This is a genomic window from Dictyobacter alpinus (genome assembly GCF_003967575.1).
Lineage (GTDB): Bacteria > Chloroflexota > Ktedonobacteria > Ktedonobacterales > Ktedonobacteraceae > Dictyobacter > Dictyobacter alpinus.
Window position 1 is genome coordinate 1,487,256 of the sequence record NZ_BIFT01000001.1, and the last position, 14,880, is coordinate 1,502,135.

Annotated in this window: 8 protein-coding genes; 5 read left to right on the forward strand and 3 right to left on the reverse strand. The window is 49.6% G+C overall.

Features of this window, described 5'->3' with window-relative positions:
• Positions 1 to 550 precede the first annotated feature (550 nt).
• Entirely contained in the window at positions 551 to 3,427 is a 2,877-nt protein-coding gene (locus tag EL633_RS05775; RefSeq protein WP_161981977.1) for a transglycosylase domain-containing protein, read from the reverse strand.
• A 517-nt stretch (positions 3,428 to 3,944) separates the two neighbouring features.
• Between EL633_RS05775 and dprA the strand changes: the two genes are divergently transcribed.
• From dprA to EL633_RS05795, 4 genes are all read left to right on the forward strand, one after another.
• On the forward strand, positions 3,945 to 5,114 hold the full coding sequence (gene dprA / locus EL633_RS05780; RefSeq protein WP_161981978.1) for a DNA-processing protein DprA: 1,170 nt from the start codon (positions 3,945 to 3,947) through the stop codon (positions 5,112 to 5,114).
• Positions 5,115 to 5,301: 187 nt separating this feature from the next.
• Positions 5,302 to 8,004 (forward strand): alanine racemase, encoded by a 2,703-nt coding sequence (gene alr / locus EL633_RS05785; RefSeq protein ID WP_161981979.1) that lies wholly within the window; start codon positions 5,302 to 5,304, stop codon positions 8,002 to 8,004.
• Between the two features lie 168 nt (positions 8,005 to 8,172).
• Complete coding sequence (locus tag EL633_RS05790) at positions 8,173 to 9,153, forward strand: diacylglycerol/lipid kinase family protein (protein ID WP_161981980.1); 981 nt, start codon at positions 8,173 to 8,175, stop codon at positions 9,151 to 9,153.
• Between the two features lie 71 nt (positions 9,154 to 9,224).
• Entirely contained in the window at positions 9,225 to 10,976 is a 1,752-nt protein-coding gene (locus EL633_RS05795) for a dynamin family protein (protein WP_126626279.1), read from the forward strand.
• A gap of 50 nt (positions 10,977 to 11,026) precedes the next feature.
• On the opposite strand, the gene EL633_RS05800 is transcribed toward EL633_RS05795, so the two are convergent.
• Complete coding sequence (locus EL633_RS05800; RefSeq protein ID WP_126626280.1) at positions 11,027 to 11,449, reverse strand: hypothetical protein; 423 nt, start codon at positions 11,447 to 11,449, stop codon at positions 11,027 to 11,029.
• Positions 11,450 to 11,633: 184 nt separating this feature from the next.
• Between EL633_RS05800 and EL633_RS05805 the strand changes: the two genes are divergently transcribed.
• Entirely contained in the window at positions 11,634 to 12,836 is a 1,203-nt protein-coding gene (locus EL633_RS05805) for a hypothetical protein (protein WP_126626281.1), read from the forward strand.
• Positions 12,837 to 12,891: 55 nt separating this feature from the next.
• Here the strand turns inward: EL633_RS05805 and EL633_RS05810 are convergent, their stop codons facing one another.
• Positions 12,892 to 14,412 carry a catalase gene (locus tag EL633_RS05810; RefSeq protein WP_126626282.1) on the reverse strand — a complete coding sequence of 507 codons (1,521 nt, stop codon included), beginning with the start codon at positions 14,410 to 14,412 and terminating at the stop codon, positions 12,892 to 12,894.
• Positions 14,413 to 14,880: the final 468 nt, after the last annotated feature.

A 14,880-nucleotide genomic window follows, 5' to 3' on the forward strand; every position in this document is an offset into this window, starting at 1 on the left:
TGTTCTTCTATGCATCCAAAAAGAACGTAGTATCCAGGTACATTCGGAGGACGTCAGTCCAAATGTTCATAAGCCCCCCTCACCACATACGTTGCCCGACAATCGGTCGTCCACAAATTGCCTTATTTTTAGTGTCTCGAACTACATATGTGAACGAACTATTTGACACACGTTAACACACCTACCCAAATAGGGGATAGTGGATGTCTGTCTAGTTATAGTTATGTGTCTATGCTCATATCTGTAAGCTCGCGCCTGCGGCGCGAGCCTGGATTTTCAAGGTGAGGTGTGAGGCCGCCGCAGCGGCCTCACACCTCACCTTGAAAATGAGATTGGTGCCTTTCTTGCCATCTATTCCTCATTTCAGATGTGTGGTGGGATCAGGGCGGTCGCGACCGCCCTGATCCCACCACACATCTGAAATTAAGCTCGCGCCGCAGGCGCGAGGTTTCAGGTACAATTAATCGTAAAAGAAAAGCCACTCAGCACAGACTATACTGCTGAGTGGCATACATAAGCAAATTACAGCTGTAATGATGAGAAAGCTCTCCTATGGCAAAATTCCAGCAGCGCTTTGGTAGGAAGACAGATCCTCGATCGTCAAATCCGGCTGCCCACCGCCACGCAATCCTATCAGCGTCTCAGCCGGAGACATTTCCAGACCAGGCGGCACCGAAAATGTCCATTGCGGATTTTGTGAAAAGCGGAAATGATAATCGGGTCCACAGGCAATCTGATCGGCTGCTACAAAAGCATTGGTAGGCAAAGGATTTTCATTACAGCGTCCCATCACGCGTTCCATGATGCTATGCCAGATCGGACCAGCCCCCGTAATACCAATCACATCTTTCATCTGCTCATTATTAGCATTACCGACCCAGACACCAACGACAACATCGGGCGTATAGCCAATCGTCCAGTTATCTCTAAACTCATCGGTCGTACCGGTCTTGGCGGCTACCTGACGTGTACAGGTGGTGTGTGAATAGGCACAATTGGGATCCATATCTGCGAAGGAGAGATCATGGTCACTGCCAAACTCTGCGGCCCGTGAAGATTCATCGGCCAGAACAGAGGTCATCAGATAGGAGACCTGGGGAGAAAAGACACGTCCCCCCGGTGGTTGCGTTGGATTATAGTGATACAGGTTCTGGCCAGAATTATCCCAGATATCTAATACTCCTTGAGGAGGGATACGGACACCATCATTGGCAAAGGTCTGATAGGCATTAACCATCTGTAATGGCGAGACATCTTTTGAGCCCAACGCCCAGGCCAGTCCTGTATTCGCTTGCGTCGTAATACCCAGGCGACGAGCAGTATTCAATACCTCGTGGGCACCGCTGAACTGCATAGCTTTAATGGCGGGAACATTATAAGAATTAGCAATACTGCTACGTAACGTCAACAACTGATCGGTATAATTATGCCCATAATCATAAGGAGCATAGATGGTTGAGTGTTTATCGCTAGCTTCTTTGTCACTGAGCGGCAGGCTCGCACCTACATGGGCACCATTCGGAAAATAGGTACGATTGTCCTGCACCATAATACCTGGATACCAGCCCATCTGAAAAGCGGTCGCATACTCAATCGGCTTAAAGGTCGAACCGGGTGGCCGACTATTAACGGCTGCATTAAATTGTCCACCTACCCTGGGATCATCTGAATTATAATTGGCGCTGCCATTCATCGCCAGGATTTCGCCCGTTCTGGCATCCATCACGACCACGGCCGCCGAATGCAAATTATTATAAGTACTTAAAGTCGCATAATAACCCCGCAACTTTTGGTATTCTGGCTGATAGATATGACGCTCGATGGCCCGCTCGACATATTCCTGCAAGTTTACATCAATAGTAGTCCGAATATTTAAACCAGCCTTTTGAAAAACCTCATAGCCATCGGCAGCATTACCATTTCCCAATGCAGTCGAAACTTGATTGATGATCCAATCTACAAAGTGGGGCGCATGCTTAGTGCGTGTATAACTCTGGAAACTGGTCCTCTCCATGAGCAAACTAGCTTTACTTGCCAGTTCAGGAGTCACCAGCCCAAGACCAGCCACCGCCATATGTTGGAGCATCATCTGTTGCAAGACCAGTTTTTGGCGCGCAATCGCCCGACCTTTGGCATCTGGCCCAAGGGTTGGATCATTATAGCCAGGTTGATTAGGCATACCAGCTAACAATGATGCACGCGCCAGGCCCAACAAAGGATCAATTTTGTGCGTAACCTGATTATAATCCAGCCTGGAAATTCCTGGAATACACTTTTGATTCGTTTTACAGTCCGGCCGCAAACCAAAATAATCCTCAACCGCCACCTCAACCCCATAGGTCTGCCCACCAAAGGCCGCTATATTAAAATACATCTCAAGAATTTTACTTTTAGAGTACTGCCTTGTCAGTCCAATCGCCATCGCAGCTTCAGTAAGCTTGCGATCAAGCGCATATTCACGATTATTTGAAAGATTTTTAATCACTTGCTGTGTTAAAGTACTGCCACCGCCATACTGCCGTGCGGCCGCCCGCACAATTGCCATTGGCTCAATGCCAGCGTTACTCCAGAAGGTTTTATCTTCAATCGCGACCAGAGCATCCTGCATGACGCGGGGGATGTCTTCATAGTGCACGGCCATGCGCCGCCCACCCTGCCTGGAATTCTGATCATAAGCTTCGAACAGCAATGTTCCGTTGCGATCATAAATACGGGTGGTCTGGGGAATATGCGCATTGGCCAGTTCGTTAACACGAGGCAATTGGTGTTCATAATAGCCATAACTATACGAAGTACCGGCAAAAGAAACCAGGAGCAAGATGGAGAGCAGGCCCATGACCAGAGGAAACCAGATACGACGTGGAGCACGCTGCCAGCGAGCGCGGCGCTGCCTCATCTGCATAGCGATACGTAAGGTCCGTGAACGTCGCCAGGAGCGCTTACGTTGCGGCTGACTCACAGGAGACTCGGTTATAGCTGGCTGTGGATTCGGAGCATGATAACGCTCCATATATGGTGCTGGAGGCTGGACTTTATAGCCCGCTACCGCAGCCACCTTACCTGACCAATGACGTACGAGATCTACCGTCGTCGACAAAAAGCCAGGAATGCTACCCAATTGCCCCTGGGTCGCAATCAGGTCAAGTCGAGACGACCGTAGCGGTGAAGATAAAGGAACATGTGAGGGAGGAAGTGGCATTGAAGGAAGGGAGATCGGACCCTTCAGACGTGAAATAGGCACCTGCGATGACTCTGGATGGGCCGATACCAGTGGGGAAAAAGGCTCAGATTGTATTCCGGATTGCGAAATAGAAGCTGCCTGCTGCTGATTTCGATAGCTGGTTAAAAGTCCTCCTGTTTTTGGTATGCTATTATCCTCAAGCCGTGGTTGTTGGCTATCAAGTTGCTGATCTGAATTATTACTCATACAGTAATCATCCTCATCACTACCCACTTTCTGTTTACCCAAAGGGCACAGCACTGTCTGGTCCTTTGCATATGTAGAACAAAACCGTAAGAACACCAAAGAGGATGCCATGCATTGAAGAGTCCCATCTGTAGCAAACAACCTCCCTTCCACTTCCACATCATTCCCTGGATTCGGATTTTTGTGATGGGCGAGCACCATCCGAACCTCATTTATATTAAACGAACAACTACGACATAGATTAACAAGACCTTTGAATTTTTACGGGCATACCAAGATTCTTTCCTGTTTATTTGACAAACAAGGCATATAGAAAGAAGCTTTCACATCAAATGATATCTGACACGCTAGTTGGGCGCCAAAGATATTCTCTACTTTGTAGTATGTGGTGCTATTGATGTGCACTGCGGCGCACATCAATAGCACCACATACTACAAAGTAAGCAAGTTCCCGTCAGGGAACGAGTGTGGACACACAAAAAGCTTGCAAAAAATAAATAATAGAGGAAGAATAAACATGGTAAGCAAGAAACAGAGGCGGATGGGAGTAAGCGACACATCCGCCCGCTACTACCCTTCGGACGCATTATCATTGGATGAACTTGCATACTGGATCGCCTTTAGTCGTGTGATGGGCATTGGTCCGGTACGTTTTCAAATGCTCCTGGATTTTTTTCACGATGATGTCGCCAGCGCCTGGCGGGCCTCACCGCGCGCACTGGCAGAAGTGGGTCTGGACCAGCGTACACTCGACAGCTTTCTCAAGCAGCGCGCCAACATTGAGCCAGCCGATGAGTTAAAGCGCCTGGATAAGCTTCGCATTCAGGTGATTACCTGGAAAGATGCTGACTATCCACCATTGCTACGTAAAATGGAGTATGCCCCACCGGTACTGTATGTCTGTGGGCAATTACAGGAGGACGACCTGCGCTATACCATCGGGATCGTTGGCACACGCAAGATGAGTCCTTATGGTCGTCAGGTGACTGAACATTTTGCGCGTGACCTGGTAAAAGGCAGAATAACCATTGTCAGTGGATTGGCCCTCGGTGTGGATACCGTAGCCCATGTCACCGCACTGGATGAAGGGGGACGCACCATCGCGGTCCTGGCATGTGGCCTGGATACTATCTATCCGCCCTCTAATTATCACCTGGCCAAACAGATTGTCGATTCCGGCCAGGGCGTCTTACTCACCTCTTTCCCGCTGGGCATTAAACCAGATGGAGGCAACTTTCCCGCACGTAACCACATTATCTCTGGCCTTTCGCTAGGAGTCCTGGTCACTGAAGCTCCTGATAAAAGTGGGGCGATAATCACCGCCAACTCGGCACTCAGCCAGGGACGCGAAGTGTATGCGGTCCCAAATAGCATCTTCGCGTTCAGTGGCATCGGCGTGAATAAGCTCCTAAAAGAAGGGGCACATCCTGTCACCGAGGTTAGAGATATTCTGGAACACCTTAACATCCATACAGTTCCACGAGCTGAAGAGTTACCACTGTATGAGCCTGAAAACGAGGAGGAAAAACAGCTGCTGGCTCTGCTGACACGTGAGCCTCAACATATCGACGATATCATCCGTATATCGACTCTAGCGACAAATACAGTGAGCGCCGCCTTAACAATCATGGAACTCAATGGTCTGGTGAAGCAGATCGGGAACATGCAATATGTGCGCACCAACTAACAACTTTGAGCGTAAAATCGCTGTCGCTTCTTTATAATAAAAGCAGGCTTGAGTAGAGCACAGAAATTATTCGCAGCCATGGGGACAACTGTGATATCGTACTCTATAAGTAAGAGAAAATGAGTATCATCTTACGCTAACACCAAACGAGCAATCACTACTCCACTAAATAGCCAGAGGGATGTCCATGATCTATCTCGACCACTTATTAAAAGCGACCCAGGGTAGCTTGCATCAACAGAGCAAACATACACATTTTCAGGCCTTCAATCATGATACCAGGCAACTAACGCCAGATGAACTATTTGTTGCTGTACGCGGCGAACGTGGAAATGGCCATGATTATTTGTTGGATGCCGTCCGTAAGGGGGCAGCAGGACTACTGATCGAAGGATTAGTCTTTCAACAATTATCTGAACAGACGCGGTCTACACTGGCACAAGAGGATATAGAGATTATTCTGGTTGAGGATACACGCCTGGCCCTGCAACACTATGCCAGCGCCATCTTAAAGATCTGGCATCCCACTGTAATTGCGGTAACTGGCAGCGTAGGAAAGACCAGTACCAAGGAGGCGATTGCCAGCGTCCTGGCACATCAGTTTAACACCTTCCGTAGCTGGCAAAATTACAATGACATGCTTGGCATCCCTCTCTCACTGGGCCGACTTGAAGCCCGCCATGAATATGCCGTTCTCGAATTAGGCTGCGACCATCCAGGTGAGATTGCTGCCCTTTGCCGCATGCTCCAACCTACCATCGGTGTGCTCACCAATATCAGTCCTGCTCACCTGCAGTATTTCAGTTCACTTGAACATCTGGCCTTTGAATTGAGTACCTTGCTGACCAGTCTACCTGCTGGCGGCCACTTCTTCTACAATCAGGATGATCCAACCATTCGAGCTTTGCTCACTCAATATACGCGCGATACCATACCAGCCGTCACCTGTCATCCTTTCCTACCAACCATCCCTAAGGGACTGACCTCCAGAAAAATGGTGACCGCGGTAAACTGGCAGGGTATTCAGGGTAGTATTGCCCTGGAGGATACACACGAGCAGCATGCAGATGCAAAGGCTACGGATAAAAGAGAACATGACTTTGTGAAGTTGAGCTCTCAATTGTTGGGCGAGCATCACTTTGATACAATGCTGGCTGCTTACCAGATTGGACTCAACCGTGGCATCTATCCAGCACATGTTGAACAGGCCTTGACTGAACTGAAACCGCTAGCTGGCAGGCTCAATCCACTCCCCGGTGTACGGCAATCGATGCTGCTAGACGATAGTCATAACGCCACACCAGCCTCGATGAGTGCAGGCTTACAGACGCTCAATAGTCTGGCAGCGACCGATAGCCAGCGCATTGCCATTCTTGGCGACATGCTACACCTGGGCGAATATGAGGAGGAAGCCCATCGTAGTATTGGGCGGCAAGTGGTCGAACAGGTAGATTATCTGATTACGCGTGGAGAATGGGCCGCCCTGATCGCTGAAGAAGCGCAATTAGCTGGCATGCCACTTGAACGGATCATTATGACCTCAACCCACGAAGACGCCGCACAGGCCGCTCGTCGTCTGCTGGATGCATTACCAGCCACTAACGCCTCAACGACAACGGATAAATCCACATCCACTGCGGTTATCTTGATCAAAGGCTCTGAAGAAACAAGAATGGAGCGTGTAACTGAGCTCTTGATGGCACGTCCCTGGGAAGCATCTGAGTTACTGGTACGCCAGACACCGGGCTGGAAAAAGACCTTCTTTATGCATGCTGAACGTCCAACCTGGGTCGAGATCGACCTGAATGCGATTGGCAGCAATACACGCCACATCGCCTCATTGGTAGGACCACAGACCAGGGTACTGGTTGCCTTAAAGGCCGACGCCTATGGCCATGGCGCACTAAAGGTCGCGCGCACCGTCCTACAAAATGGGGCCAGCATGCTCGGAGTGGCGACGGTAAGTGAGGCACTACCACTGCGCGACGCTCACATCAATGCACCAATCCTCGTCTTTGGCTATGTACCACGCTGGCAGATGCGTGAAGCATTACGCCTCGGGGTCAGCGTAACCATCTATTCTAAAGAAGAGGCCCAGGCGCTCTCACGGACGGCACTGGCCTTGAATAAGCTCGTCAAGGTCCATGTCAAAGTTGATACAGGCATGGGACGCCTGGGTATTCGCTATGAGGAGCGCGCCAAGATTCTGGAGTTGGTACGTGAGGCTGGTCAGTTGCCAGGACTGGAACTCGAAGGCATCTATACACATTTTGCCCAGGCCGATGCGGAAGATCAGACACATGTGCACATGCAATTGGCCCGCTTCAACGAGATCTTGCAAGTTCTGGAGGCTGAAGGTTTACGACCTCCCATTGTACATGCAGCCAATAGCGCCGCAACCTTGATGCTGCCCGAGGCACGTTTTGATATGGTCAGGCCAGGCATCGCCATTTACGGGCTTGAGCCATCACCCAATGTACCTCTACCTGAAGGTTTCCGTCCGGCCCTCTCATTTAAAACGCAGGTCTCACAGGTCAAATGGATTCCGGCCGGCGAAGGCATTAGCTATGGCAGTACATATATCACCGAAAAACCTACCTGCATCGCGGTACTTCCGGTCGGGTATGCCGATGGCTTTCGCCGTGGTCCACAAAATTGGCGCAGTGTACTCATCCATGGGCAGGAAGCCCCCATCTTAGGCCGTGTCTGTATGGATCAATGTATGGTGGATGTTACCCATATTCCTCAAACACGCATGGGAGATGAAGTCGTATTGATTGGACGCCAGGGAGAACTGATCCTGAGCGCTGAAACAGTCGCGGAACGCCTGGGCTCCTTCAATTATGAAGTCGTATCAGGAATTCTGGCCCGCGTGCCACGCGTCGATTGAAGTTCCTGATTTTCGCCAGTCACAACTAGAGACGATGATAATACGTAACAGAAATGGATGAGTAAACACATATATGGATACGCGCGTATCCATATAAAACACCTATAAAATGTCCAGGTTATCATTAACCTTTGAATACATAATTTTTCATTGATGGTGAGGCTGATAATGCAGAAGACGACCCATAAAACGAATTCTTCCGCCGAAAAGCAAAACGTAAAGGCCATTTTAATCGCGAATCCAACTTCAGGTAGCTATACGACACACGCTCATCAGATTGATCGTATCATCTCAACCCTGCGCCAACGCGGCTGGCAGGCTGAACTTAAGCTGACTGAGGCCAGTGGCGATGCACGACGCCTATCCCGTGAGGCGGTCGAGCAACATCTTGATGTGGTGATTGCCATCGGAGGCGATGGCACTATTCATGAAGTTATTCAGGAGTTAGCCGGCAGCGATACGGCCCTGGGAGTATTACCCAGCGGGACCGTTAATGTCTGGGCACGTGAGGTAGGCATTCCATTGGACCTGAATGGAGCAAGCGAGGTCCTGCTGAATGGACAGACACGCCGTATCGATCTGGGCAAACTTGATGATCGCTACTTCTTGCTGATGGTAGGCATAGGGGTAGATGGTGAGGTTACCCATGCCGTCGAGAAAAAGCCAGTGAAACGCTTTGGCGTCATTGGATATTTGCTGGTCGCGGCCTGGTGGGGGGCGCGCTATCCAGCCTTCCGCGCATCCCTACGCCTCAATAACCAGATAATTAAAGTTCACGCCTTGCAAGTAATTATTGGGAATACCCAGCTCTATGGTGGCGCGATGAAATATACCTGGAAAGCAAAATGTGATGATGGTCTACTCGATATCTGTGTTGTACGCCGACAAAGTATCTTGCGTCGTTTACCGGTGCTGCTTGATTTTCTCCTGCGCCGACGACAACGCCGGCAATGGGTGCGCTATGAGGTCAGCGATACCATCAATTTGACCACCACTGAACCAGTTGCTATTCAAGTGGATGGAGAGCCTGTGGGACATACCAGTACGTCAGAAGAGCAACCAACCCGCCTTACCGTCGTACCACAATCCCTAAAAGTGATTGTGCCACAAATATTGCCAGAAGATCTGTTCTCTCAGCCCCCACTGTAACGTATTACAACTACACCACTCATCGTGATTGATGGGTAATACAGTGGCCTTGCAGAGGAGAGAAAAAGAGTATGGCCAAGACTATTCTACAGGATCGACAACGGGTCCTGTTACAACAAGAGAAACAATTGGCAATTGATCTGGCAAGCTGCCTGGAAAATTTTGAAGGTGGCGAGCCATATGAACAGACCCTACGGCAGGTCACAGCCTCGCTCGACGATCTATTTCTGCTGGTCATCGTGGGTGAATTTAATGCAGGCAAATCTGCCTGCATTAATGCTCTGCTGCACGGCGAAGTACTGGAAGAAGGGGTTATCCCAACAACCCATCAGGTAACCATCCTGCGCCATGGCGAAGAGCAATCCCAACAGATGCTGGCGCACGATATCCTGGAAATCGAGTATCCAGCGGAGTTTCTACGCGATATCAGTATCGTGGATACGCCAGGCGTCAATGCCGTTTTGCAGGAACATCAACGCCTGACCGAAGAATTTGTGCCCCGTAGCGATCTGATCCTGTTTATCACCTCAACCGATCGCCCCTTTACTCAAAGCGAGAAAACTTTCCTGGAACGTATCCGCGCCTGGGGCAAAAAAGTAGTTTTTGTGCTGAATAAAATCGATCTGGTACGTACACCCGAAGAGTTACAAAAAATCACAACCTTTATTGCCACAAATTGTCAGCAATTACTGGGCTTTCAAGCGGACATTTTTCCTGTTTCTGCATTACAGGCGCAGAAGGCGCTTACAGCGGTCGGCAATGATGCCTTGAATTTCTGGGAGCGTAGCCGCTTTGGTAAGCTTGAAGAGTATTTGTTTGAGACATTGGATGCGGAAGAACGTGTACGCATTAAACTACTTAGCCCCCTCGGCGTCATGCAACGCCTGCTCCAACAAACACGTGTCTCGGTCGAAGAGCGGGCCAAACTCCTGGCAGAAGATTCTCGTACCGTCGCGAATATTGAAGATCAACTCAAATTTTATCGCGAGGATATGGAACGCAATTTTAAGCATCGGCTGACCGAGATCGTCAACATCGTGCTAGAGATGCGCCAGCGTGGCGATTTCTTCTTCGATGATACGATGCGCCTGCGTCGCATCCTGGATCTGGTGCAGGGCGAGCGTATTCGCCGCGAGTTTGAACGAGAGGTCCTTGGGGATAGTGCGGCCCGCATTGACCAGGCGGTACAGGAAATGATTGATTGGATGGTTGAGCAGGAACATCGCTTCTGGCAAAGTGTCATGGAATACCTGGATCAACGCCGAGAGGTCAGTCTGAAGCGAGACGACAAGATGATTGGCACGGTCAGCCGACAATTTGATTATAACCGCCGTGTCCTCTTACAATCCGTCTCACGCACGGTCACTGGCGTGGTTAACACCTATGATCCAGAAGTTGAGACATTCCAGCTAGCACAGGATATGCGCAGCACTGTCGCCCAGGCGGTGATTACAGGTGCTGGCGGTGTAGGTCTGGGCGCCCTGATTGTAGCCTTTATGGGCACATTGGCAGCCGATGTCACCGGCATTATCGCTGGCATTGGTTTATTGCTCGTGGGATATGGCATTATTCCATTGCGCCGCAAACAGGCCAAGAAAGCCTTTGAAGCAAAAATGGCCGAATTGCAAACAGGTCTGACCAATGCCATGAGCGAGCAGTTCCGCAAGGAGCTACAGAATTCAACTGGCCGCATCGAGGACGCGATTGCACCCTATACCCGCTTTGTGCGTTCCGAACAACAAAAAACCGCCGAAGTACAGAACCATATCGGTCGTCTCGACAATGACATCACTAGTATCAAAAACGAGATAGAGAAACACTAAATCAGGTATACCCCTGGCCTGGTGTTTCTCTTTAATAAAAAGGAGCAGGTTCAATAGTTAAAGATCACATTAATCAAACAAATGCAACCACAGATCATACCCATCGCAATTAACGCGATGCCAGAACTGAGTCCATTTGAAAAGATTACCGAAACCAATGGAATCAAGACGCCCAAAGAGACGATGCCCAATGCCAGACGCTGACCGGAAGATGCTCTTGAGCGCTGGCTACCTGAGGCCTGACGCAATTTACCATTAAATTGATCACTCTGCGTCAGGCGCTGGGCGATACGCTGGGAGACCGCCTCTACAAAATTGTCGTCAACAAAGTTATTGGCACCGGGCGCTTGCGCATAAGGTGGTCGCGTCTGTTCATATGGTGGTGGATTCTGCCGGATCTCCGACTGCCCTTCATATCCTTGATAAGTATTGGAGTGCGGGCGCTGTTCCTCAGAGCTCATTTGTGGTGTCATCCTGTAAACCCCCTGTAAAATTGTCGCATAACATATGTATAAAACCTTCTAAAAAGTTACGCAACACATGCAATAAAGTTGCAAACTAGAGATAGCAGCGAAGGAAGCGTACCTCAATTTTTGCTAGCAGCTTGCTTGATTACATATACTGTATAAAAAAAGAAGACAAAGAAAGGAAGGACCCATGGCACAAGATCAGACGACTCAGCCACTTCAGGCCGTTGAAACGGTGGCTGCGGCAGAAAAATTGCTGACTCAGACCTACGGAACCACAATTCGGCTGGGGGCCGGTGAAGATTTAGGTGGTAGCCAGCGCTCTAAGGTTTATCGTTGTCCTGTCATAGAGGGTCAAGATGTCCTGTCATCCAGTGTCATTATAAAACAGGCCAGCCAGCCAGATGGAACGCCACTTACAGATATTCATCCACTGTTTCTTAACGAGTGGGCCAGCCTACAATTTGTGCAGGCCCTGACGCCAGATGAACCACTGGCACCAAAATTTTATGCCGGGGATCGCAATCTGGGCATGTTCATCATGGAAGATCTGGGTAGCGGCACCGAGCTGACTCATGCCTTATTGGGAAATGATCCCGCACAAGCCAGACTGGCCTTATTGGATTATGCTGGTATTCATGGTCACCTCCACGCACTCTCAAATGGCAAACAAGATACCCATAAAGCCTTACGAACCGCCCTTGGCTCAGAGGATCCCTCTCCATACTTTAACTATCAATGGTTGCCACAAACAATGGAGAAGATCCTGACCACACTCAATGTCACACCGGCGGTTGGACTAGAACATGAGCTAGCAATGCTACAGACAGCTTTAACGAATCCAGGCCCATTTCTCGTTTTTATACAAAGCGACGCCTGTCCAGATAACGTACTACAAACACAGACGGGAATGCGCATGGTAGATTTCGAAGGGGGAATGTATGCCCACGCGCTGCTTGAAGGCGCTTACGGTCGAGTTCCATTTCCAACCTGCCGCTGTCTCTATCGCATTCCTGAAGACATCACGGCGGAGATGGAGATACGTTATCGCCAGGAGCTTGGCCGTGGATGTCCAGCCGCGCTGGATGATGCACTCTTCAATCAAGGCTTGACCGAAGCCTGCATCTCCTGGGTCCTGGGCTTTCACTCCCTGGTCCCATTAGAGATCATCCTACCTCAGGACCGCTTTATTATGGCCCTGACCGATCGCCAGCGCTACCTGCTCTTCTTTGAAAACGCAGCCCGGCTAACAGCAACCCATAACTATCTACCAGCGATCGGTGCAACGCTCCACGCCCTGGCCCAAAAGATGCGCCAGCTCTGGCCAGATACTGAGGAAGCCCCTTATTATCCAGCCTTCCAATCTCTTACGCAACCATTAATCCAAAACTAAAAAAGCAGAGGACCAACGAGGATCCTCTGCTTTCACAGTTATTAGCCAGGCGCTATTAGTCGCCAGCAACAGCCTCTGTTTTGACAGAGATGCCGATACCACTGGCAACACGCTGACCATAATCAGCATCACACTGACTCAGATGATATACCATGCGCTCCTGGATAGCAGGAATGCAGGATTTCAGAGCGGTGACCAGATTACTGACCAACTCATCACGCTCCCAATCCTCAAAGCTGCGATAGCGCTCACCAGCCTGCTTGTAAGGATTCTTGCGATCGATGGCCTGACGCACCAATTTACCGGATACCTCTGGGCTATGCTCAACACCAGCGCGTGGGGACTCAACCAGACCACTCTGCAAGCTTGGCTCATAGTTGACATGTGGATTCTCACCACTATCAATACCATCTACATAATAAGCCATATTGCCATCACGCTGATTGGTCGCAACATGCGTTTTTGGATGGTTGATTGGCAACTGCAGATAGTTTGTGCCAACGCGGTGGCGCTGTGTATCTGAATATGAGAAGGTACGACCCTGCAGCATCTTGTCGTCAGAGAAATCCAGACCATCAACCAGAACGCCAGTACCGAAAGCAGCCTGCTCAACTTCAGCAAAGAAATTGGCTGGATTCTTGTCAAGTGTCATCTTACCCACTGGCAACATCGGGAACTGATCCTCAGGCCAGAGTTTCGTATCATCCAATGGATCAAAATCCAATTCAGGATGCTCACCGTCAGACATAATCTGCACACGCAATTCCCAGGAAGGATACTCGCCACGCTCAATGGCATCATAAAGATCCTGAGTCGCATGGTTGAAATTTTTACCCTGAATAGCGTTAGCCTGCTCCTGGGTCAGGTTCTTCACGCCCTGTGCAGGCACCCAGTGATACTTCACCAGTACAGCCTCGCCCTGTGCATTGACCCATTTATAGGTGTTAACACCAGAACCTTCCATGTGACGATAGTCAGCAGGAATACCCCATGGGCTAAAGAGCCAGGTGATCGTGTGCATCGCCTCTGGCGTCTGACTGACAAAATCAAACTGGCGATTGGGATCCTGACGATTGGTTACGGGATCAGGCTTAAAAGCATGGATAAAATCGGGGAATTTGATGGCATCGCGAATAAAGAATACCTTCAGGTTGTTGCCGACCAGGTCCCAGTTGCCATCCTCGGTGTAAAACTTGACCGCGAAACCGCGTGGATCGCGCAATGTCTCAGGAGAATGTCCGCCGTGGATAACGGTCGAGAAGCGAATAAAGACAGGCGTGCGCTTGCCTTTCTCCTGGAACAGTTTGGCACGGGTAAATTTGCTGATTGGCTGATCGCCAACGCTTCCATAAGCCTCGAAATAGCCATGAGCACCGGTACCACGGGCATGCACAACACGCTCTGGCACACGTTCGCGATCAAAGTGAGATATTTTTTCCAGGAACTGGTAATTTTCAAGGGTCGAGGGACCACGATCGCCAACGGTACGCAGATTCTGGTTATCATAAACAGGGTGGCCCTGACGAGTGGTCAGGATTGGCTGCTCGTTTGTAGATTCATTATGTTTATCACTCATAGAAATCCTTTTGTCTCCATCGCTAGTAATACGATCTCGCACTACAGGACATCGAAATAACTTTTTATAGTGTCCTCATGACTAGACTATATGCTGATATAGATACAGCTTTACTCGTGCACGAGGTGATGTTTGTATATCTAATAGAGCTATAGCGTTATGAGAGGCGCACAAAAAAAGCTCCGATTTAGAATGCGCTAATACTTCATTATATGGAATAACAATTTAAGATGTCAAGGTAGATCAATGAGATGTATTGGTTTTCATTCCCCACAAACTCGCGCCTGCTTCGCGAATTGGTGGTGTGTAGTGGGTTGGTGGAGTCGGCCGCGGCCGACTCCACCAACCCACTACACACCATAGTTATAAGGGATGTTTGTGGGCGTTGCGCCATATACAGAGGTTAGAATGGTGGCCACCTACAGGTTCGCTATACATAGATTGGGATGATAGTTACCTATAGGTGGT

Coding starts and splice junctions, on each gene's coding strand:
- EL633_RS05775 (WP_161981977.1), bottom strand. CDS start 3,427: ATGAGTAATAATTCAGATCAGCAACTTGATAGCCAACAACCACGGCTT.
- dprA (WP_161981978.1), top strand. CDS start 3,945: ATGGTAAGCAAGAAACAGAGGCGGATGGGAGTAAGCGACACATCCGCC.
- alr (WP_161981979.1), top strand. CDS start 5,302: ATGATCTATCTCGACCACTTATTAAAAGCGACCCAGGGTAGCTTGCAT.
- EL633_RS05790 (WP_161981980.1), top strand. CDS start 8,173: ATGCAGAAGACGACCCATAAAACGAATTCTTCCGCCGAAAAGCAAAAC.
- EL633_RS05795 (WP_126626279.1), top strand. CDS start 9,225: ATGGCCAAGACTATTCTACAGGATCGACAACGGGTCCTGTTACAACAA.
- EL633_RS05800 (WP_126626280.1), bottom strand. CDS start 11,449: ATGACACCACAAATGAGCTCTGAGGAACAGCGCCCGCACTCCAATACT.
- EL633_RS05805 (WP_126626281.1), top strand. CDS start 11,634: ATGGCACAAGATCAGACGACTCAGCCACTTCAGGCCGTTGAAACGGTG.
- EL633_RS05810 (WP_126626282.1), bottom strand. CDS start 14,412: ATGAGTGATAAACATAATGAATCTACAAACGAGCAGCCAATCCTGACC.